This is a genomic window from Streptomyces sp. NPDC007929 (assembly GCF_042959065.1).
Lineage (GTDB): Bacteria > Actinomycetota > Actinomycetes > Streptomycetales > Streptomycetaceae > Streptomyces.
In genome coordinates, this window is the sequence record NZ_JBIBKD010000010.1 from 282,123 (window position 1) to 303,210 (window position 21,088).

At 74.3% G+C, this 21,088-nt stretch carries 17 protein-coding genes and 1 pseudogene; 11 read left to right on the top strand and 7 right to left on the bottom strand.

Annotated elements, in window-relative coordinates:
- Nucleotides 1–29 precede the first annotated feature (29 nt).
- The gene (locus tag ACFZDE_RS31360; protein WP_391001348.1) at nucleotides 30–473 is read right to left on the bottom strand and encodes an ATP-binding protein; all 444 of its coding nucleotides are present in this window, start codon (nucleotides 471–473) and stop codon (nucleotides 30–32) included.
- 836 nt (nucleotides 474–1,309) lie between these two features.
- Between ACFZDE_RS31360 and ACFZDE_RS31365 the strand changes: the two genes are divergently transcribed.
- From ACFZDE_RS31365 to ACFZDE_RS31380, 4 genes are all read left to right on the top strand, one after another.
- Nucleotides 1,310–2,482 (top strand): hypothetical protein, encoded by a 1,173-nt coding sequence (locus tag ACFZDE_RS31365; protein ID WP_391205618.1) that lies wholly within the window; start codon nucleotides 1,310–1,312, stop codon nucleotides 2,480–2,482.
- Nucleotides 2,483–2,578: 96 nt separating this feature from the next.
- Nucleotides 2,579–3,109 (top strand): 2Fe-2S iron-sulfur cluster-binding protein, encoded by a 531-nt coding sequence (locus ACFZDE_RS31370; protein ID WP_391205620.1) that lies wholly within the window; start codon nucleotides 2,579–2,581, stop codon nucleotides 3,107–3,109.
- Nucleotides 3,106–4,110: an FAD binding domain-containing protein gene (locus ACFZDE_RS31375; protein ID WP_391205623.1), complete on the top strand. Its 1,005-nt coding sequence runs from the start codon at nucleotides 3,106–3,108 to the stop codon at nucleotides 4,108–4,110. Before ACFZDE_RS31370 ends, ACFZDE_RS31375 begins: the two co-directional genes overlap by 4 nt.
- Entirely contained in the window at nucleotides 4,107–6,209 is a 2,103-nt protein-coding gene (locus ACFZDE_RS31380) for a molybdopterin cofactor-binding domain-containing protein (RefSeq protein WP_391205626.1), read from the top strand. Before ACFZDE_RS31375 ends, ACFZDE_RS31380 begins: the two co-directional genes overlap by 4 nt.
- Nucleotides 6,210–6,224: 15 nt before the next feature.
- On the opposite strand, the gene ACFZDE_RS31385 is transcribed toward ACFZDE_RS31380, so the two are convergent.
- On the bottom strand, nucleotides 6,225–7,925 hold the full coding sequence (locus ACFZDE_RS31385; RefSeq protein WP_391205629.1) for a hypothetical protein: 1,701 nt from the start codon (nucleotides 7,923–7,925) through the stop codon (nucleotides 6,225–6,227).
- A 246-nt stretch (nucleotides 7,926–8,171) separates the two neighbouring features.
- On the opposite strand from ACFZDE_RS31385, the gene ACFZDE_RS31390 reads away from it, so the two are divergent.
- The 3 genes from ACFZDE_RS31390 to tgmB all read left to right on the top strand — a co-directional run bounded on the left by ACFZDE_RS31390 (nucleotide 8,172) and on the right by tgmB (nucleotide 9,806).
- Entirely contained in the window at nucleotides 8,172–8,495 is a 324-nt protein-coding gene (locus ACFZDE_RS31390; RefSeq protein WP_391001331.1) for a DUF1232 domain-containing protein, read from the top strand.
- 119 nt (nucleotides 8,496–8,614) lie between these two features.
- Nucleotides 8,615–8,806, top strand: a complete 192-nt coding sequence (gene tgmA / locus ACFZDE_RS31395) for a putative ATP-grasp-modified RiPP (RefSeq protein WP_391001328.1) — start codon at nucleotides 8,615–8,617, stop codon at nucleotides 8,804–8,806.
- A gap of 16 nt (nucleotides 8,807–8,822) precedes the next feature.
- Nucleotides 8,823–9,806 (top strand): ATP-grasp ribosomal peptide maturase, encoded by a 984-nt coding sequence (gene tgmB, locus ACFZDE_RS31400; RefSeq protein WP_391001326.1) that lies wholly within the window; start codon nucleotides 8,823–8,825, stop codon nucleotides 9,804–9,806.
- 37 nt (nucleotides 9,807–9,843) lie between these two features.
- Here the strand turns inward: tgmB and ACFZDE_RS31405 are convergent, their stop codons facing one another.
- A complete protein-coding gene (locus tag ACFZDE_RS31405) occupies nucleotides 9,844–10,047 on the bottom strand; it encodes a hypothetical protein (RefSeq protein WP_031111422.1) in 204 nt (67 codons plus the stop codon).
- Nucleotides 10,048–10,191: 144 nt separating this feature from the next.
- The gene (locus ACFZDE_RS31410) at nucleotides 10,192–10,644 is read right to left on the bottom strand and encodes a hypothetical protein (protein ID WP_391205632.1); all 453 of its coding nucleotides are present in this window, start codon (nucleotides 10,642–10,644) and stop codon (nucleotides 10,192–10,194) included.
- A 186-nt stretch (nucleotides 10,645–10,830) separates the two neighbouring features.
- On the opposite strand from ACFZDE_RS31410, the gene ACFZDE_RS31415 reads away from it, so the two are divergent.
- Complete coding sequence (locus ACFZDE_RS31415) at nucleotides 10,831–11,802, top strand: helix-turn-helix domain-containing protein (protein ID WP_391205635.1); 972 nt, start codon at nucleotides 10,831–10,833, stop codon at nucleotides 11,800–11,802.
- Nucleotides 11,803–11,847: 45 nt separating this feature from the next.
- Here the strand turns inward: ACFZDE_RS31415 and ACFZDE_RS31420 are convergent, their stop codons facing one another.
- The 3 genes and pseudogenes from ACFZDE_RS31420 to ACFZDE_RS31430 all read right to left on the bottom strand — a co-directional run bounded on the left by ACFZDE_RS31420 (nucleotide 11,848) and on the right by ACFZDE_RS31430 (nucleotide 13,449).
- Complete coding sequence (locus tag ACFZDE_RS31420; protein WP_391205638.1) at nucleotides 11,848–12,099, bottom strand: DUF5133 domain-containing protein; 252 nt, start codon at nucleotides 12,097–12,099, stop codon at nucleotides 11,848–11,850.
- A 111-nt stretch (nucleotides 12,100–12,210) separates the two neighbouring features.
- Nucleotides 12,211–12,519, bottom strand: a pseudogene (locus tag ACFZDE_RS31425) (ABC transporter ATP-binding protein); the annotation flags it as partial.
- Nucleotides 12,520–12,591: 72 nt separating this feature from the next.
- Nucleotides 12,592–13,449, bottom strand: a complete 858-nt coding sequence (locus ACFZDE_RS31430; RefSeq protein ID WP_391205641.1) for an aldo/keto reductase — start codon at nucleotides 13,447–13,449, stop codon at nucleotides 12,592–12,594.
- A gap of 254 nt (nucleotides 13,450–13,703) precedes the next feature.
- Between ACFZDE_RS31430 and ACFZDE_RS31435 the strand changes: the two genes are divergently transcribed.
- The 3 genes from ACFZDE_RS31435 to ACFZDE_RS31445 are packed head-to-tail and all read left to right on the top strand — an operon-like array spanning nucleotide 13,704 to nucleotide 21,038.
- The gene (locus tag ACFZDE_RS31435; protein WP_391205644.1) at nucleotides 13,704–15,278 is read left to right on the top strand and encodes a carboxyl transferase domain-containing protein; all 1,575 of its coding nucleotides are present in this window, start codon (nucleotides 13,704–13,706) and stop codon (nucleotides 15,276–15,278) included.
- Between the two features lie 55 nt (nucleotides 15,279–15,333).
- Nucleotides 15,334–17,091 (top strand): AMP-binding protein, encoded by a 1,758-nt coding sequence (locus ACFZDE_RS31440; protein ID WP_391205647.1) that lies wholly within the window; start codon nucleotides 15,334–15,336, stop codon nucleotides 17,089–17,091.
- Complete coding sequence (locus ACFZDE_RS31445; protein ID WP_391205650.1) at nucleotides 17,088–21,038, top strand: beta-ketoacyl synthase N-terminal-like domain-containing protein; 3,951 nt, start codon at nucleotides 17,088–17,090, stop codon at nucleotides 21,036–21,038. The genes ACFZDE_RS31440 and ACFZDE_RS31445 overlap by 4 nt, the downstream gene beginning before the upstream one ends.
- The last annotated feature ends 50 nt before the right edge of the window (nucleotides 21,039–21,088 follow it).

A 21,088-nucleotide genomic window follows, 5' to 3' on the forward strand; every position in this document is an offset into this window, starting at 1 on the left:
GGGGAGCGGGCCTCGACGGTGCGCGAAACTCAACTGCCGCCGCCCCGGCGGCCCTTGTCCGCCGCGGTGCCCGCCGTGGGGTCGGCGGGGCGGAAGCAGGCCGTCACCGTCTTGCCGTGCCGCCGGCAGGTCATCCCCCACTCGTCGGCGAGCTTGCTCACGATCGCCACTCCGCGGCCGGAGACCTCGCCCGGCTCGGGATCGCGGCGGCGCGGCAGCGTCGGGTCCTCGTCGTGAACGCTGACGTGCAGGCAGTCGCCGTCCCAGGCGAGAACCAGGTGCGCGTCACTGTGCGCGTGGATGTGCGCGTTGGTGATCAGCTCGGACACCGTCAGCACGATGGCGTCCACCGTGTCCGGTTCGGCAGCCGCCCAGGGCAGGGTCTCCAGACGCCCGCGGGTCCACTCCCGCCCTGCTCGCACTCCCTCTGACATACGAAAGGAGTGCGCCCACCCCATCGCCTTCACCGCCACTGCCCCCGGTCCCCTCTTCCGTATCCACACACGAACTCGTGCTCAGCCGGGTACCCCGTCGGCGCCGTGGCAGGCCTGGGCCGCACGCGACCGTCGTCGCGCCGGACGCCCTGTTCCGCGTGGCGGCGGGCGTGCGCGGCCTGGCCGCCCGACTGACCGGGCACCGCCGGGCACGCGCCGAGGTCCCCGTGGTGGACGAGTCTCCGGGAGGGGTGCGGATGTTCACCCCGGCACCGGCAGCCCGCTCGCGCCGCCCCTGGAGGTGACACGGCACCGGACCCCGAGCACGCCCGAGCCCGGTTCCCGGGCTTGCGGAACCCCGGCGGGCCGGATACCGCGGCCTCGGCCGCACGGTGCGCCCGTCGGCGAGCAGGACCCGCCCCGATGCGGATGGTGGGCGGGCCCTGCTCGTGCGCACCATTGTCGGGACCGGCGGGGCGGGCGGACCACGCGTGAGATCCACGGATGTGCGCGCGGCGCGCACACCCCGCGCGCGTGGCGCACATCCCGGGCACTCGGACCGTCCCGGGGCGGTCCGGCGCGGCGTCACGCCGCCCGGTGCCCCCTGGCGCCGCCCCCTCGATACACGCCGCCGCCCCCACGTCACATGGCACGGTCCGGCGCGGGTAGGCGGTGCGCATGACCGACGGTGAGACGGACGAAGAAGCGGACGGCATCCCCCGCGGCCGGGGCATGTCCGGGCCCCACCGGGGCGGTGACGGGCCGTAGACACCTACGTCACCGGCGCCCCGAGCCGGGTGCGACCCCGGGTAGCACCCACCGGCCTGCGGCGACGATACTGGCAGGCGCACGTACCCCCGCTGACAGATGGACCCATGCAGACCTCCCCCACCGTTCGTCCCATGACTCCCGACACGGTGTGGCCGGCGCGCGGCCGCCACGCCCCGGGCTCCGCGGAAGACGTTCTCCGGCGCTCGCTGCAGCAGCGCAAGGACAGCCGGGACATCGACGACTTCCTGGAGCTGCCCGACGACGAAACCGCCCCGGCGGAACGCGTCTTCCAGGCCCGTTGGCGGGTCGGCGACGACGTGACCGTGCGCGCCCGGCTGAGCCTGCGGCCCGGCCCGGGCGACGGGGACGGGCAGGAGTGGCTGCTGGTCGCGGAGGCGGAGCAGCCGTGGGACCACGCATGGCCCTCCCCCGTCGACCTGTTCTGGGCGGAGGACCCCGGCGACGCCTGGGACCAGGACGCCGACACGCGTCTGGCGCTGGGGAAGATCAACTTCCTGCCGCAGGACGACAGGGAGATCCGCCGCCTGCTCAGGAGCGCGGTGCGCGGTGGGTGGCACATCCACGTGGTCGTCCACGAGGCGATGACCACGGACGACCGGGGACGTACGCCGGTGGCCCAGTGGCTGCCGCCGGGCCTGCGCCACCGTGTGGTGGAGCATCACGCCGCCCCGCAGCAGCTGCGCGGACTGAACTGGGCCCTGCGGGAATCCGGGGTCGAGGTGCCGCGCGGTGGCGCAGTGGTCCTGCCGGGCGTTCCGGCGCCGGAGGGCTACGACGCCGGGGACTTCTCGGTCCGCGCCGTCTTCCTGGACGGCTCCGAGCCGGCCGACCTCGTCGACGCGGTGACGCGGTTCGCCGCCCTGCCGCGGCCGCTGCCCGACGGCGCCGAGGACGCCCTCACCGCGCTGCGGGAGGACTGGCACCTGCTGACGCTCCAGGAGGAGCTGGACCGCCAGCGCGGTCTGGTGGCGATGTACGCCGAGGCGCTGGAGGCCATGACGAAGTCCCGGGACCTGTACCGGGAGGCGGCCGAGAGCGCCCACGAGGCCCTGGCCGTCTACCAGGAGGCCGCCCGGGCCGCTCCGGCCGCACCCCGCGCCCCGGGTCCGCCCGCCGTGTCGCCGCTCCAGCAGCTCACCCGGACGTTCGAACGCTTCAAGGTCAAGCGCCCCGCCGCTCCGGCCGGTGACCAGGAGAGGAACGACAGCGGGGACACGCCGAGCGCCGATGAGCAGCGCGTGACGTCGGAGCCCTAGGGCCACCCTCCTCGTGGGGGCGCACGTGTCAGTCGTGCCGTCCTGGATACGCGGTCCGTACGGCATCACGGCCCGCCCGGGAAGGTCCTCCACGACATGGGCAACGATCGGCACCACTCGCGGACCACGCTCCGCGTCAACGGCAAACCCCACGCGCTCACCGTCGACCACCGGCGCGTCCTGCTGGACCTCCTGCGGGAGGATCTCGACCTCACGGGCGCCAAGAAGGGCTGCGACCACGGTCAGTGCGGCGCCTGCACGGTCCTGGTCGACGGGCGGCGCGTCAACAGCTGTCTGCTGCTCGCGGTCGCCCTCGACGGCTGTGAGGTCACCACCGTCGAGGGCCTGTCCGGCGACGGTGAGGAGCCGCATCCACTGCAACGGGCGTTCCTGGAGCGCGACGCGTTCCAGTGCGGCTACTGCACCCCGGGCCAGATCTGCTCCGCGGTCGGCGCCCTCGCCGAGGCGGCGGCCGGTCACCCCTCGCACGTCACCGACCCGGCGGCGCCCTCGGGCGGGCCGATGCCGCTGGACCGTGCGGAGATCCGGGAGCGGCTGAGCGGCAACCTGTGCCGGTGCGGGGCGTATCCGCGGATCGCCGAGGCCGTGGAGGACGTGATCCCGTGAAGGAGTTCGCCTATGTCCGCGCCGGCAGCGTCGAGGAGGCGACCTCCGCCTACGCCTCCCACGCCGGCGCCCGCTACCTCGGGGGCGGCACCAACCTCGTCGACCTCATGAAGCTCGGCGTGGAGACGCCGAGCACCCTCATCGACGTCACCCGACTCCCCCTGGACACGGTCGAGGAACTGCCCGACGGCGCCCTGCGCGTCGGGGCGATGGTCCGCAACAGCGATCTCGCCGCGCACCCGCTCGTGCGCGACCGGTACCCGGCGCTGTCGCAGGCGCTGCTCGCGGGCGCGTCCGGGCAGTTGCGCAACGCGGCGACGACCGGCGGGAACCTGCTCCAGCGCACCCGCTGCCCGTACTTCCAGGATGTGTCGAAGCCGTGCAACAAGCGCGAGCCGGGCAGCGGCTGCGGCGCGCGCGACGGTGTCCACCGTGATCACGCGGTACTGGGCCACTCCGCGCACTGCATCGCCACCCACCCCTCGGACATGGCCGTGGCGCTCGCCGCTCTCGACGGGCGGGTCGAACTGGACGGGCCCGAGGGAGCCCGGAGTGTCGCGGCGGCGGACTTCCACCGGCTGCCCGGGGACCGGCCCGAGCAGGACACCGAGATCCGGCCCGGCGAACTGGTCACCGGGGTGGTGCTGCCGGCCGCCGCGGCCGGGCTGCCGTCGGCGTACCGCAAGGCCCGCGACCGGGCCTCGTACGCCTTCGCGCTGGCGTCCGTCGCGGTCGTGCTGCGCCTGGAGGACGGCGTCGTCGGCCATGCGGGGCTCGCCTTCGGGGCGCTGGCGCACCGGCCGTGGCGGGCCCGGCGGGCGGAGGAGGCGCTGTCGGGCGCGGCTCCCACCCGCGCGGCGTTCGAGCACGCCGTGGAAGAAGAGCTGTCCGCGGCGCAGCCGTTGCGGGACAACGCCTACAAGGTGCCGCTCGCCCGCAATCTCGCCGTGCACGTGCTGTCCCGGCTGGCGGAGACCGCGCTCTCCGGGAGGGACTCATGACCGGCAGTGTGGGTGCCCCCGCCGAGCGCCGCGAGGGTCACGAGAAGGTCGGCGGCACCGCCCGCTACGCCGCCGAGTTCCACGTCCCCGGCCGGGTCCAGGCCTGGCCGGTGCCCGCGGGTGTGGCCCGGGGCCGGGTGAGCGGTGTCGACACGGCGGCCGCCCTGGCCGTACCCGGCGTCCTCGACGTCCTCACCCACGAGAACGCGCCGCGTCTGGCGGACCCGGACGACCCCACGCTCGCCCTGTTGCAGAACCCCCGGGTGCCGCACCGCGGCTGGTTCGTGGCCCTGGTCGTGGCCGAGACGCTGGAGGCCGCGCGCGCCGGTGCGGCCGCCGTGCGGGTCACCTACGACGCCGAGGAGCACGATGTGGCCCTCGACGCGTCGCATCCGGGCGTGTACGTGCCCGAGGAGGCCAACGGCGGTCACCCGGCCGTGCGGGAACAGGGTGACGCCGACGGGGCGTTCGGTTCCTCGGCCGCCCGGGTGGACGTCGCGTACCGGGTGCCGCCACTGCACAACCACCCCATGGAGCCGCACACCAGCACCGCCCGGTGGGAGGACGGCCGGCTCACCGTGCACACCTCCAGCCAGGGCACCGGCGCCGTGCGGGCCGTGCTCGCCGGGATGTTCGGGCTGGCGAAGGAGCGGATCGTGGTGACCGCCGAGCACGTCGGTGGCGGTTTCGGGTCCAAGGGCACACCACGGCCCGACGTGGTGCTCGCCGTCATGGCGGCGCGTCACACCGGGCGGCCGGTGACGGTGGCGCTGCCCCGCCGGTACCTGCCCGCCGTCGTCGGGCACCGGGCCCCCACCCTCCACCGGCTGCGGCTCGGGGCCGGGGCGGACGGCCGGCTCACGTCCCTGGTGCACGAGGTGACCACGCACACCTCACGCATCAAGGAGTTCACGGAGCAGGCGGCGGTGCCCGCGCGGGTGATGTACGCCGCGCCGCACAGCCGTACGGTGCACCGGGTCGCGGCGCTGGACGTTCCGTCACCGTCCTGGATGCGGGCTCCGGGCGAGGCGCCCGGCATGTACGCGCTGGAGTCCGCCATGGACGAGCTGGCCACCGAACTGGGCATGGACCCGATCGAGTTGCGCGTGCGCAACGAGCCGGACGTCGAACCCGACAGCGGCAAGCCGTTCAGCAGCAGGCATCTGATCGAGTGTCTGCGCGAAGGTTCCCGGCGCTTCGGCTGGGACGGGCGCGATCCGCGCCCGGGCAGCCGCCGGGACGGGCCCGTGCTGCGGGGGACCGGAGTGGCGGCGGCGACCTACCCGGTCATGGTGGGCCGGTCCACCGCGGCGGCCCTCGCCCGGCCCGACGGGACGTTCCTGGTGCGGATCAACGCCACCGACATCGGGACGGGTGCCCGGACCGTGCTCGCGCAGGTCGGCGCAGACGCCCTCGGGGTGCCGCTGGAGCGGGTGCGGATCGAGGTCGGCAGCACCGAACTGCCGTCGGCGCCGCTGGCCGGGGGCTCGTCGGGCACCGCCTCCTGGGGCTGGGCGGTGCACGAGGCCTGCGCCCGGCTGGCCCGGCGGCTGGCCGAGCACACCGGGCCGCTGCCCGGGCGGGGCCTGGACGTCCGTGCCGACACCGGGGGCGCCGCGGACGCCGAGAGCGACTTCGCACGACACGCCTTCGGGGCGCACTTCGCCGAGGTCGCGGTGGACACGGTCACCGGCGAGGTCCGGGTCGGCCGGCTGCTGGGGGTGTACGCGGCGGGCCGCATCCTCAACGCCCGTACGGCGCGCTCCCAGTTCGTGGGCGGCATGACGATGGGCCTGGGCATGGCACTGACCGAGGGCGCCACCATGGACGCCGCGTTCGGTGACTTCACCGAGTCGGACCTGGCCTCGTACCACGTGCCCGTGCACGCCGACATCGGCGAGATCGAGGCGCACTGGGTCGAGGAGGAGGACTCCCACCTCAACCCCATGGGCAGCAAGGGGATCGGGGAGATCGGCATCGTCGGGACGGCCGCGGCGATCGGCAACGCCGTGCACCACGCCACGGGCGTCCGCTTCCGTGAACTCCCGCTCACACCGGACCGGGTGCTGACCGGGCTGCTCGATTCCCGGGGGCGGTAGGCGAGATCGCGCCGCTCACTCCGCCATGCCGTGGGCCTCGGACGCCGGCGCGGTCTCCCACTGCCTGGCGGCGATGGGCGCCAGCACCCGGAAGACCAGGGCGACGAGGGCCAGCAGAGCCGCGCAGCCGGCGACCCCGGTGGCCAGCCACGGCGGGGCGAGCGCCAGGTCGACGGCCCGGGACAGGGACGCCGACGGGAAGGAGCTGCCGTACGCCTGGGCCCCGGCCAGGACCGTGGGCACCAGCACCGCCCCCGCCAGGACCAGCGCCACGGGACGCAGCGCCAGCAGCAGCGCCAGCACCGTGCACAGCACCGACAGGCCGAGGGCGAACGCGTGCACGCGCAAGGACGCGTCGCCGCGCTGCAACGGGAAGTGGGCCACCGCGCACACCACGAGTGCCAGGGCGGCGAGCCATCCCGACCAGGCCACGGACCGGGCGTACCGGTCCGTCGCGGGTTGGCGCTCCGGGGGTGCGTCGTCGAGGACGGGGTGGGTCTCACGGGCCGAACTCCGGTGTGCCCGGCGCTTGGCCCGGCGGCCGGGCGCCTCGGGTTCCGGGTTCTCGCCCGCGGGGCGCGGCGTTGCGTTCGCGCGCCGGCCGGTGCGGTCCAGCCGCTCCAGGCCGAGGCGGTCGATCAGCTCGACCAGTTCCCCGACGGACCGGCCGGTGGCGGCCGCGCGCAGGGCCTCCTCGCGGACGTGGGGCTCCTGCGGCTCCTTGTGCAGCAGGGTCACCAGCCGGGTCACCTCCGCCACCGGCCGGTGGGCGGCCGCGGCCCGGATCGCCTCGTCGGCGCAGTCGGCGTCGCGCGGGGGCTTGGTCAGCAGGGCGATCATCCGGGACACGTCCTCGACGGACCGGGACACGCCCGCGGTGCGGAGCGCGTCGACCCTCGCCTGCGTGTGGTCGGGCGTCTCCTCCAGCGACACGATGAGGTCCACGACCTCCTCCAGCGGCCGGTCGGCCACGGCTGCGTGCACCAGGTCGCTGACGGCGTCGCCGTACGGCGCGCCGGAGGCCGGGCCGGTGCCGGGCCTCAGCTCCACCGGGTTGTCGTCGAGTGACCGGATGACGAACGGCCGCGCGGACGGTCGTGCGACGTCGTCCGGCTCGCCATCGGACGGCGGAACAGCACTCTGCGGGGTGGCGGTGGCGTCGGGAACAGGGCCCTGAGGGGTGGCCGTGACATCGGACACAGCACCTTCCGGGGCGGCGGTGGCATCCGGAACGGCGCCCTCCGGGGCCGTGGGGTCCGGAGCATCCCGTTCGGGAGCGGCGTCGTCAGCAGGGGTGGCGACGGGAGCGGCGGTGTCCGGGGCGGTGGCGGCGGGAGCGGCGGTGTCCGGGGCGGCTGGTCGCGCCTCCGCGGGATCCAGCCACTCCTCCGCGGCCGGTACGGGCCGCCCGGCGGCCGGGCCGGGCTCCTTTGCGGCCGGCCGCGCTCCCGCCCCGGCCGCCGGGTGGGAGCCGAGGGCCAGGGGCTCGGCGTCCGCCAGGTCGCCCTGGTGGGGACCGGCGACGGCGGGCTCGGGGTGGCCCGCCGGGTGCGCCTCATACGCCCCGTGCGGCCCGGCGGCGGGCTGGGCGCTCGTCTGCTCCACCCGGTGCGTGCCGGTGGCGACGGTCGTCTCGGCGGACGGCTGGGCGGACCCGTTCGGCTCCTGGGGTATGGCAGGTTCGTTCGAGCGGGGTGATGAAGAGCAGGTGGTCATACTCGCCTCCGTGGGAAGAGTGCGGCCGCTCCTGCGCCCCCCGTCGTGTGACGAGCGACGTTACGGTGACCATTAATAAGCGCCCCCGTCACCGCGTGCCACTCGGGTGAGCCGGCGGGATGACCACCCGTACGGAAAATGCGCCGACTCCGCGACATGTCGGGCCCCGGCCGCAATACAGCCGCCGGAAACGGGAATCCAGCTAAGGACACCCCGTGTCGCGGCATGCCAGGAGGAGGGCAACCCGTGGATACGACCACCAAGGTGATCATTCTGGCCGCGGTTCTCGCGGCCTTCGTGCTCGTCTTCGCCGTCGTCGTCCTGGTGCGGCTGGTCCGCGCCCGCCGCGATCTGCGGCGTGCGGGACTGCCCACGGGCCCGCGCTGGGTCTTCTGGGGCGCGGTGCTCTATCTCGTGCTGCCCGTCGACCTGGTGCCCGATCCGGTGTACCTGGACGACCTCGGCGTTCTGCTGCTCGCTCTGCGCACTGTCCGCGGCTCCCTCGGCGAACGGGAGCGCAGTACGGCACACCGGCCGGACCGGCACCTGGCCGATGACTACGGAAAGTAAGGAAACCAACCACCCGTTCGATTCGTATAAGTCTCTGGAAGCCGAATCAGGTCGGCGGACCGGGCGGCCTCGCCCCCGGACCCCGGCCTGGTCGGCGCAGTACCGACGAGGGAGAGACGATGCAACCGTTCGCGCTCAACTACGCGCGCCCGGCAGTGGAGTTGGAAGCTGCCGTTCCGTACGTGTACGACGCCGGACTGCAGTTGAACGTACTCCGCGACGGACGGGTCGCGGCCGCTGACTTCGCCCTGTTGAGAGAGTTCGGCACCACGACGTCCACCGCCGGCTCCAAGACGCACTTCGACGACTGACCACGGGCCGCCGACGATGACCGTACTGATCCTCACCTGCGAGGAGGACGTCACCGCGGACATGGTGGTCGTGCACCTGAACGCGACGGGGGTACCGGTGGTCCGGGTCGATCCCGCGGACCTGACCGGTGGCGTCGCGCTCTCGGGGGAGTACGTGCACGGCCGGTTCCGCGGCCATCTGTCCGCCGGGGGGCGGCTGGTGAGCATCGGAGGGCTCCGGTCCGTGTGGGTGCGCCGGCCCGGCGTCCCGGCCGCTCGGGCGGCCCAGCCGTCCGCGTGGCTGACCGAGGAGGCCGCGCAGGCGCTCTACGGCATGCTGCGCGGCACGGACGCGCGCTGGATGAACGACCCCGACGCGGCGCGCCGGGCCCGGCACAAGCCGTGGCAGCTGCGCCACGCCCAGAGATGCGGCCTGCCCGTGCCCGCGACGCTGATCACGACCTTCCCGCGCGCCGCCCGCGAGTTCGCGGAGCGTTACCCGGAGCTGGTGGTCAAGCCGGTGTCGGGCGCGCATCCGCAGGACCCGCCCAGAGCCGTGCCGACCAGCCGGGTCGCGCCGGACACGGACTTCTCCGCCGTCGCGTTCGGGCCGACGCTGCTCCAGCGGCGGATCACCAAGCGGGCCGACATCCGGCTCACCGTCGTGGGCGAGCGGATGCTGGCCGCTCGCAAGGCGACCGCCGACGACGCGGACCCGGACGAGGTCGACGTGCGGTTCGCCGCGCCCGGCTCACCGTGGCTCCCGGTCGAGGTGCCGTCCCGGCTCGCGCCGGGCGTGCTGTCCTATCTGCGGGAGGCCGGACTGGCCTACGGGGCCTTCGATTTCGTGGAGGACTCCGACGGGACCTGGTGGTTCCTGGAGTGCAACCAGTCGGGGCAGTTCGGGTTCGTCGAGGTGGAGACGGGTCAGCCGATCGCCCGGACCATAGCCGAGTGGCTGGCCCGGCCGGTGCCGGTCCAGCCGTCGCATGTCAACGGCTCCGGCACCAAGGTCCGTTGAGCGGCGGGGCCCGGCGATCCCGGGCCCGCCCGGTGGTTCACTGCGGGCGCGGGCCCGGCAGCATGCCCGCGCGCTGCCAGCCCGCGCCCGGGGAGTGCGGACGGTCGTAGCCGAGGGACTGTGAGGGCCGCATGACCAGCTCCAGTTCCCTGCTCACACGTTCGGCCTCGCGGCGCACCTGTGCGGGTACGTCACCGCGCTCCGCGATGAGTCGGTCGTAGATGGGGGAATCCTGGAACACCCGTCAACGTGCCTTTCTGCTCGTCGGCCCCGTGATGGGGGCGCGACTGCGAGTGTAGGCGGCGCGGTGTCCCGGAGTGTGAATTCCTTGGGATGACTTGACGCAGACCGGACATCCGTGACAGGGGCCGGGGGCAGTGTGCGTTCAGGCTCCGGCCGTGGACCCGGGCCGGACCACCATCAGGACGGTGACCGTGGCCCAGAGGAGGTTGAAGATGCCGGTGAACATGGCGAGTTGCGCGGTGTCCCGGTGCTCGGGGGCCCGCTCCTCCTTCAGCCGGTCGAGGAGTTCCTCCTGGCCGGGCAGGACGAAGGCCATCAGGATGCCGGCCGCCGCGGCGGTCAGGGCGATGGAGGTGATGAGCCATCCGCTGCCGAGGACGCCCATCGCGGCCGCGGTGGCGAGCCCGAGGACCGGGACGCTCAGCCCGACACCGGCGTAGACGCGGCAGATGCGGTGCAGGAGCGCCGGGGTGCCGACGCCGCCCGCGGGGGTCGTGCGGCGCGCCGCGGGCGGGAACATGCTGGCCGCGACGGTCACGGGACCGATGGCCACGATGGCGGCCAGGACATGGAGGGACAGCAGGATCTTGGTCACCGGGGCTCTTTTCCGTGAAATGCGGTCGACGGCACCCACGCTAGGACGCCCCGGCGGACGCGCCCATGGGCTGGAACGACAGCTTGCAACGGATTCCCGCCACCTCCTCCGAGCTGGGCTGTGCCGCGAGAGCGCCAACTGTTCCCAGGTCACGGGGCCGGCGGGAATTCCCCTAGGGTGGTGGGTATGCACTCCGTGGCCATCCTGGCTCTCGATCATGTGGTGCCGTTCGACATGGCGGCGCCCCAGCAGACGTTCGCCTGGACCCTTCTGCCGGACGGGCGGCCCGCCTACCGGGTCCGGTTGTGCGCCGAGACGCCCGAGGTACGCGCGGACGGCGGCTTCACCCTGCGCGTCGAGCGGGGACTGGAGGCCCTGGCCGAGGCGGACACCGTCATCGTGCCCGGCTGCTCCCCCGACGCCGCACCGCCCTCCGCCCGGGTGCTGGCGGCCCTGCGGGAGGCGGCCGCGGCCGGGACCCGGATCGCGTCGGTGTGCGTCGGCGCCTTCGTGCTGGCGGAGGCCGGGCTGCTGGACGGGCTGCGGGCCACTACGCACTGGGTGGCCGCCGCTGAGCTGGCCCGCCGCTTCCCGCTGGTCGACGTCGAGCCGGACGTGCTGTACGTCGACAACGGGCAGATCCTCACCTCGGCCGGGGCCGCCGCCGCGCTGGATCTGTGTCTGCACATGATCCGCCGGGACCTGGGATCGGCCGTCGCCGCGAACATCGCGCGGATGTCGGTGATGCCGCTGGAACGCGAGGGCGGACAGGCGCAGTTCATCGTGCACGAGCATCCGCCGGTGCCCCGGGGCTCGGCTCTGGAACCGCTGCTGGAGTGGATCGAGGACAATCTGGCGCACGAGGTGACGCTGGGCGCGCTGGCGGCGCGGGCGGGGATGAGCGAGCGGACCTTCAGCCGGCGCTTCCGTGAGCAGACCGGGACCACGCCGTTGCAGTGGCTGCTGCGGGCGCGGGTGCGGCGCGCCCAGTTTCTGCTGGAGAGTTCCGACCATTCCGTGGAACGGATCGCGCGTCAGGCCGGGTTCGGTTCGCCGACCGCGTTCAGGGAGCGGTTCCGCAAGGTGGTGGGGACCACGCCGTACGCCTACCGGGCGGCGTTCCACGGGCGGCGAGACGCCTCGGCGGCCCCCGTCTAGGGGCCGCCGAGGCGCGCGCCCGGTTCGTGCCGGGCCTCACCGCTGTCAGCCGACCAGGGTCAGCCCGCTCTCGCCGCCCGCGTCGGCGGCGTCGGGCCGCCCCTCGGCGAGCAGCAGGACATCCGCCTTCGCAATGGCGTCGCTGATGTCGGACGTCCCCATCATCACGCACAGCGTGTAGCTGACGTCCTCCAGTTCGCGTGCCGCCGTCGGCACGTGCCTCTCCGACTGAGCGATCCTCAGCGACGCGTACCGCGTCAGCAACTCCCTGACGATCTTCCGGTCCGGTACAAGCACGTAGCGCCCCTCTCTCTGTTTTCGCTGCGTATGCCCGAACCACGCGGAAACATTCACACGATTTTCTCATCTGGGTCAGATTTGACGAGAAGTGATCGGATGCGACCGGTCTCAGACGATCTGGCCGCTGTGCAGGGCCGTGTAAGCGCCACCCCGGCGCGGGAGCTCCGCATGCGTGCCGATCTCCTCGATCCGGCCGTCGCCCATCACCACGATCCGGTCGGCGCCCTGGACGGTGGACAGCCGGTGGGCCACGACGAACGTGGTGCGCCCGCGCAGCAGCCGGGCCAGCGCCTGCTGGACGAGGGCCTCCGAGCGGGTGTCGAGCCCCCTGGGCAGCCGGTCGACGAACTCCAGCGCGTTGGTGGCCCGCACCGTCTCCTCGTCGGCGTCGTCCATGCCGTAGGCGACGTTCTCGCGCGTCGCGGTCCGGCGCGTGCGCAGCGCGAGACCCGGGGCGGCGCGCGGCCGTCCCCGGGTCTCGTGGTCTGCTCAGGCGGCGTCCAGCTCCGCCAGTTCGTCCGCGGTCAGGACGAGGTCGGTGGCGGCGAGCGAGTCGCGGATCGTCTCGGGCCGGCTCGCGCCCGGGATCGGGACGACGACCGGCGACTTGGCGAGCATCCAGGCCAGGCACACGCGCTGCGGGCTCACGCCGTGCGCCTCGGCGATGCGGGCGAAGGGGGCGTGGCCCGAGCCGAGTTCACCGGCCTTGGAGATCCCGCCGAGGGGGCTCCAGGGCAGGAAGGCGATCCCGAGGTCGTCGCACAGGCGCAGTTCCGGCTCACTGGAGCGGAAGGCCGGGGAGAACTGGTTCTGCACGGCGACCAGACGACCGCCGAGGATCTCCCCGGCCTGCCGGATCTGATCGGGGTTCGCGTTGGAGATGCCGGCCATGCGGATCTTGCCCTCGTCCAGCAGGTCGCGGATCGCGCCCACGGACTCGGCGTAGGGGACGCGCGGGTCGGGCCGGTGGAACTGGTAGAGGCCGATGGCCTCGACGCCGAGGCGGCGCAGGGAGTCCTCGCAGGCCGCCTTGAGGTGGCGGGGGCTGCCGTCGAGCGTCCAGCTGCCGTCGCCGGGGCGCAGGTGGCCGCCCTTGGTCGCGACGAGGACGTCGCCGCCGCGGTCGTGGGAGGCGAGGGCCTTGGCGATCAGGGTCTCGTTGTGGCCGACCTCGTCGGCGTCGCGGTGGTAGGCGTCCGCGGTGTCGATCAGGGTCACGCCCGCGTCGAGGGCGGCGTGCAGGGTGGCGAGGGAGCGGTCCTCGTCGGGCCGTCCCTCGATGGACATGGGCATCGCGCCCAGGCCGATCGCGCTGACCTCGACGTCACCGATGCGGCGGGTGTGCATGGGTTCGTGACCTCTTCCGACTGTCGGGCGATGGTGCACTCCAGCCTGGCCGCCGCGCGGCCGGGGGTCCAATAGAAGAAGGAGAACGCATTCAGCACTCCGGCCGCTGAATCACCCCCGGGCCCTCGAACGGCCCCCTTGTCACACCCGGATGAAACCGCGCGCGCGAGGACTCAACTCCCCCACACACAACGGCGATCTCTAGGGCCGTCCGGCACCTCACTGCCATATTCGAGGCCACTTCGGAGGTGGTTGTGAGCACAGAGGTGACGGCACCCGGTCCGGGGGACACGGCGACGCACCCTCCCGGGGGCACCGCGGGCCGCGTCGCCGGCCTGGAGCACCGCCGGGAACGGGCGGTGGCATCGGGCGGTCCGCGCGGACGCGGGGAGTTCTCCGCCCGGGAGCGGATCGAGCGGCTCGTGGACAAGGACTCCTTCACCGAGACCGGACTGTTCGTCCGGGCCCGGCCCGGGGCACACGACGCCCGGCGTCCCTACGGCGACGGCGTGGTCACCGGGTACGGCACGGTCGACGGCCGCCCGGTCTGCGTGTTCGCCCAGGACTCCACCGTGTTCGGCGGGAGCATGGGTGAGGCCTTCGGGGAGAAGACCGTCGCCCTGATGGAGCTGGCCCTGAAGACGGGCTGCCCGGTGATCGGCCTGAACGACTCCGGCGGCGCCCGGATCCAGGAGGGAGTCGCCGCCCTCGCCCTCTACGCCGAGCTGGTCCGGCGCAACGTCAAGGCGTCCGGGGTGATCCCGCAGATCTCCGTCGTCCTTGGCCCGTGCGCGGGCGGTGCCGCGTACTCGCCGGCGATCACCGACTTCACGGTGATGGTGGACGGTGCCTCGCACATGTTCGTCACCGGGCCCGACGTCATCGAGACGGTCACGGGCGAGCGCACCACCGCCGAGGAACTGGGCGGCGCCCGCACCAGCAACACCGTCAACGGCAACGCCCACTTCATGGCCGCCGACGAGGAGGACGCCCTCGCCACGGTGCGCGACCTGCTGTCGTACCTGCCGGCCAACAACCTGGAACGGCCCCCGGAGTACGCTCCCGGGCGCGCCCCGGCCGGTGCCGGGCTCGACACGATCGTCCCGGACCGGCTCGGCGAGGCCTACGACATGCGGGACCTCCTACGGTCGGTCGTCGACGACGGTGAACTGCTGGCCGTGCAGGAGCTGTTCGCGCCGAACATCATCTGCGCCCTGGCCCGGATCGAGGGCCGCTCGGTGGGCGTCGTCGCCAACCAGCCGCTGCACGCCGCCGGAGTCCTCGACATCGACGCCTCCGAGAAGGCCGCGCGGTTCGTCCGGTTCTGCGACGCGTTCGGCATCCCGCTGCTGACCTTCGCCGACGTGCCCGGGTATCTGTCCGGGGTGCGGCAGGAGCAGGCCGGGATCATCCGGCGCGGTGCCAAACTCCTCTACGCCTACGCCGAGGCCACCGTCCCCAAGGTCACCGTCGTGGTGCGCAAGGCGTACGGCGGCGGCTACGCGGTGATGGGCTCCAAGCACCTGGGTGCCGATGTCAATCTCGCCTGGCCCACCGCCCGGATCGCCGTCATGGGCGCCGAAGGGGCCGTGGGCGTCCTGCACCGGCGTGAACTCGCCGCGTCCGACAACCCGCGGGCCCTGCGCGCCGGCCTCGTCGCCGCGTACGAACGCACCCACGGCACCCCGTACCTCGCCGCCGAGCGCGGCTATGTCGACGCCGTCATCGCACCGCGCGAGACACGCGAGCAGATCTGCCGGGCCCTGCGCGCGCTGCGCGGCAAACGTGCCCCGATGCCGGAGCGCCGGCACGGCAACATCCCGCTGTGACAGCCCAGTTTCCAGTGACCCGTAGGCCGATCCGCGCCGTGAGGAGCCCCGCCTGATGGACAGCCGCCGCCCCCCGCTCGCGCCCGCGTGCGCCACCCTGCCGGAGTACGTGCGGCACTGGGCCGAGACCACCCCCGACCGCCGGGCCCTCACCTTCGTCGAGCACCCGGCGTCGCACTCGCGCGGCATCCACCGCACCCTGACCTGGCGCCGCCTCGACGTGCGGGTGCGGGCGCTCGCCACACGTCTCGCCGACGAGGCCGGGCCCGGGGAGCGGGTCGCGCTGCTGTGTCCGCAGGGCACGGAGTACGTGGCCGCGTTCCTCGGTGCCCTGTCCGCCGGTCTGGTCGCCGTACCGCTGTACCCGCCGGGCCTGCCCGGGCACGCGGACCGGCTCGCGGGCGTTCTCGCCGACGCGCGCCCCTCGGTGGTGGTGACCACGAGCCGGGCCGGCGAGGAGGTGCGGGGCTTCCTCGGCACCGGCGGCCCGCGGATCGTCGTGGCCGACGAGGTGCCCGACGGTGCGGACCAAGGCCGACGGCCGGTCGCCGCCGACCCCGGGGCACCCGCCTACCTCCAGTACACGTCCGGCTCGACGCGCGCCCCGGCCGGCGTGGAGATCAGCCACGCCAACGTCGTCGCCAACGCCCGCCAGGCCCTGGCCGCCTACCACCTCGGCACCCGCCCGATGACCAGTGTGGGCTGGCTGCCGCTCTACCACGACATGGGGCTGGTGCTCAGCGTCGCGGCCCCGGTGGCACGCGGGGCGCTGTCGGTGCTGATGGACCCGGCGGCGTTCCTGCACGAGCCGGTGCGCTGGCTGCGGCTGCTCGCCGCGCATCCGCACGCCGTGAGCGCCGCGCCCAACTTCGCCTACGACTACTGCGTCGCGACCGTCACCCCCGGTCAGAAGGAGGGGCTGCGGCTGGACCGGGTGACCGCCCTGATCAACGGCAGTGAACCGGTCCGCCCGGGCACCGCCGACCGGTTCCACGCGGCGTTCGCGGACCAGGGCCTGGCACCCGGGACGCACTGCCCGTCGTACGGGCTGGCCGAGGCCACGGTGTTCGTGTCCGCCGCCCGGCCGGGTGAGCCGCTCAGCCGGTTCGCGCTCGACCGCGACGCCCTGGCGGCCGGAAAGGCCCTGCCGGCCCGGCCCGACGATCCCCGGGCGGTGCTGCTGGCGGGCTGCGGCACGCCGGCGGGCCAGCGGGTGCGGGTCGCCGACCCGGTGACGCGGGTGGCTCTGGCGGAGGGCGAGGTCGGGGAGATCTGGGTGCAGGGGCCCAACGTGGGCCGCGGCTACTGGAACCGGGACTCGGAGGACGTCTTCGGCGCGGAGTTCGCGGACGCCGCCGCCGGTCCGGGGCGCTGGCTGCGCACGGGTGATCTGGGCACCGTGCTGGAGGGGCAGCTGGTCGTCACGGGACGGCTGAAGGACCTGATCATCGTCGACGGGCGCAACCACTATCCGCAGGACGTCGAGGCGTCCGCCCAGGAGGCGCACGCGGCGGTGCGCCGGGACCGGCTCGCCGCCTTCGCCGTGCCGGGTGGTGCCGGTGGGGAGTGCGCGGTCGTCGTGGCGGAGCATGCGCGCAGCGCGCACCTCGCAGAGCTGGACGTGGCGGCCGTGGTGCGTGCCGTGCGCGGGGCCGTGTCCGCCCGGCACGGGCTGCGGCTGGCCGATGTCGTCCTGGTGCCGCCGGGTACCGTGCCGCGCACGTCCAGCGGCAAGGTGTCACGGGCGCTGACCCGGGCCCGGTATCTGGAGGGTGCCTACGGCGGGCGGGCCCGGGCGGGTGCCGCCGTATGAGGTCCGCGGACGAGGCCGCGCTGCGCCGTCTGATGGCCGAGCGAGTGGCCGCCTGGAACGGGACTTCCCCCGACGACGTCCCGATGGACCGGCCGCTCGCGGACCTCGGCATGGCTTCCCGGGACGCCGTCGCCCTGGCCGGCGAACTGTCCCGCGCCACCGGCCGGGAGCTGGCGACGACGCTGCTGTGGGAGGCGCCCACCGGGGAGGCCCTGGTGGCGCGGCTGTGCGGCACGGGGGCTCGGGTGGCCGAGGCCCGGCGTCCCGAGGCGCGGGGTGAGACGGCCGAGCCGGTCGCCGTCGTCGGGGTCGGCTGCCGCCTTCCCGGCGGTGTGCACGGCCCGGAGGACTACTGGCGGCTGCTCCACGACGGCGTCGACGCGATCCGGCGCGTCCCGGAGGACCGCTGGCGCGACTTCACCGCGTTCCCGCCCGCCGACGCCCCGGTGTACGGCGGCTATCTGGACGACATCGCCGGGTTCGACGCGGAGTTCTTCCGCATCACGCCGCGCGAGGCCGCGGTGATGGACCCCCAGCAGCGGATCCTGCTGGAGGTCGTCCACGAGGCGCTCGGCCATGCCGCCGTGCCGGCCAGGTCCCTGGCGGGCACGGCCACCGGCGTGTTCGTCGGCATCTCCGCACCGGAGTACGGGCAGTTGACGGGCGCCGACCCGGCCACCGTCGACCCCTGGGCGCCGGCCGGGGGCGCGCTCGGCGTCGCCGCCGGACGACTCGCGTACGTCCTGGACACCCGGGGACCGAGCGTGGCCGTCGACACGGCCTGCTCCTCCTCGCTGGTCGCCGTGCACCAGGCCTGCGTCAGTCTGCGCACCGGCGAGAGCGACACGGCCATCGCGGCGGGGGTCAATCTGCTGCTGTCGCCTGCCGTCACGGTCGCCTTCCACCGGGCGGGCGCCCTGGCACCGGACGGGCGCTGCAAGCCGTTCTCGGCGGCGGCCGACGGCATCGGGCGCGGCGAGGGCTGCGCGGCGGTGATCCTGAAGCGGCTGTCCGACGCCGAGCGGGACGGCGACCGGGTGCTGGCCGTCATCCGCGCCACCGCTGTCAACTCCGACGGCCGCTCCAACGGCCTGATGGCGCCCAACCCGGCCGCTCAACTGGCGCTGCTGGAAAGGGCGTACGCGCAGGCCGGGCTCGCCCCGGAGCACGTCGACCATGTCGAGGCGCACGGCACGGGCACCCCACTGGGCGACCCGATCGAGGCGGGGGCGCTCGGCGCTGTGCTCGGCGCGGGCCGTGACCCCGACCAGCCGCTGCTGCTGGGGTCCGCCAAGGGCAACCTCGGTCATCTGGAGTCCGCGGCGGGTGTCGCGGGCCTGGTGAAGACGGTGCTGGCGCTGCACCACGACACCGTCCCGCCGTCACTGCACTGTGAACGGGGCAGTTCCCTCACCGATCCCCGGCTGCGGGTGGTGACCGAGCCCGAGCCCTGGCCGCGCTACGGCGGCACGGCCGTCGGGGGTGTCTCCGGGTTCGGCTTCGGCGGCACCAACGCCCATGTGGTGCTGGAGGAGGCAGCGTCCGAGGCGCCACCGGCCGACGAACCGGCCGCCCGGCTGTATGTCCTGTCCGACCTCGGCTCCGAGCGCCTGCGCGACACGGCCGGCCGGCTCGCGCAACGGCTGCGCGACAGCCCCGTACGCCCCGCCGACGTGGCCCGGACCCTGGCCGGGCGTACCGGGCGAGGTCCTGTGCGGGCCGCGGTGGTCGCCCGCGACCGGGCCGAACTGGGCGACGGGCTCGACGCGTTGGCGTCCGGGCGAGCGGACCCTCGGGTGACGACCGGGGACCGCGATCGCGTGGGGCGCGGGCCGGTGTGGGTCTTCTCCGGATACGGCGGTCAGTGGCCCGGTATGGGGCGCCGGCTGCTGGCGGAGGAACCCGCGTTCGCCGCCGCCGTCGAGAAGCTCGACCCGCAGCTCGCACCCGAGTGCGGCCTTTCGCTGTACGACCAGCTGTCCTCGGGAGAGGGACTCGACCGTCTTGAGATCGCGCAACCGGTGCTGTTCGGGCTCCAGCTGGCCCTAGCGGAGCTCTGGCGCTCCCACGGTGTCGAGCCCGCCGGTGTGATCGGCCACTCCATGGGCGAGGTGGCGGCGGCCGTGTGCGCGGGCGCGCTGGACGTGGCGGACGGGGCACGTGTCATCGCCGTACGGGCCCGGCTGCTGAGCGGCCTGCGAGGCGGTGCGATGGCCGTCGTGGACCTGGACGACGCCGAACTGGTCCGGCTGGGGCAGGACTTCCCGGATGTGCACGTGGCCGTGCACTCCTCTCCCCGGCAGAAGGTCGTCACGGGTGAGGAGGCCCCGGTGGCCGCTCTCGTGCGCCGACTGGAGGGGGAGGGCCGGGCGGCGAGGCTCCTGCGGGTGGTCGGCGCCGGGCACTCGCCGCAGGTGGACGGGCTGGTACCGGAGCTGAGGGACGCGCTGTCCGGCATCCGGGGGCGGCGGCCGCGCGTCCCGGTGCACTCCACGGTCCTCGACGACCCGCGCGGCGACTGCCTCTTCGACGCCGCGCACTGGGCGGCCAATCTGCGCAGGCCCGTGCGGCTGGACCGGGCGCTGGCCTCGGCCGCCGCCGTCGGCCACACGGCGTTCGTCGAGATCTCCCCCCACCCCGTGCTGACGGGCGCCGTCGTCGACACCGTGCCCGGCGCCCTCGCCCTGGCCACGCTGCGCCGGGACGCCGACGGGGCGGAGGCGTTCGCCGGGCAACTGGGCGCCCTGTACGCGGCGGGACAGCGCCTGCCCGTGCCGCCCGGGCGGGTCATCGACCTGCCGCTGCCCCGGTGGCGGCACGTACGGCACTGGTGGACGGACGGCCCCTCCGCTCGCCCGGAGCCGATGCCGGAGGAACCTCCTGCCCCTGTGAGCGGGCCCTCCTCGGTGCTGCACCGCCTGACCCACCACATCGCCGCCGTCACCGGCCACTCCCCCGCCCGTCTCGCCCCGGGCACCGCGTGGGCCGACCTGGGCCTGGACTCGCTGATGGCGGTCCGGGTGCGCACGGCGGTGGAGCGGGAGTTCGGCGTCGAACTGCCCCTGCGCGAGCTGTTCGCCGCCGTCACCGTCGAGGACGCCGCCACCCGCATCGAGCATGCCCTGCCCCGGGAAGACACCCCGGTGCGGCCCCTGCGCGCGACCGGCTCGCGGCCCCCGCTGTTCCTCGTCCACGCCGCCGGAGGCCCGGTGAGCGTCTACCGCACACTGTCCGAACTCCTCGGCGACGACCAGCCGGTGTACGGGCTGGAGCGGATCGAGGAGGCCGGGACCGTGCCCGAGAAGGCGCGACGCTACGCCGAGGCCATCGACGCCGTCCGCCCCGACGGCCCGTTGCTGCTGGGCGGTTGGTCCTTCGGCGGCTTCGTCGCCCAGGAGACCGCCCGGCAACTGACCGCCGCCGGGCGGGAGGTACGGCTGGTGGTGCTCATCGACTCCGTACGGCCCCTCCCCCGCCCCGCGTCGCAGCGGCCTGAGCGGATCCGGGCGCACTTCGAGGGTTTCGCCCGCCATGTCACCGACACCTACGGGGTGCGGCTGGAGTTGCCGTACGACGAGCTCGTGGCGATGGACGACGACACGGCCCGTATCGACGCCGTGCTGCACGCCCTGCGTGAGGCCGCCGACGTGCCGCCCGCGGCGCTGGAACACCAGCGGTCCTCCTATCTGGACATGGGCATCGGCGAGTCGCACCGCCCAGGACGCCACGACGGTCCGGTGGTCCTCTACCGCGCCACCGAACCCGCGCCGCACACCGTGCGCGACCCCGCCTACGAGCGGGACGATGCGGCGCTGGGCTGGGACGAGGTGTGCCCACGGCTGCGGGTGGTGCCGGTGCCCGGCCACCATCTGTCGCTGCTCGATCCGCCGCACGTCGGCGAGATCGCCGCCCACCTGAGCCGGACCCTCGCCGAGCCGCCCACCTGAGCCGGACCCCCGCCGAGCCGGACCCCCCGACATGGAACCCGAGGAGCCGT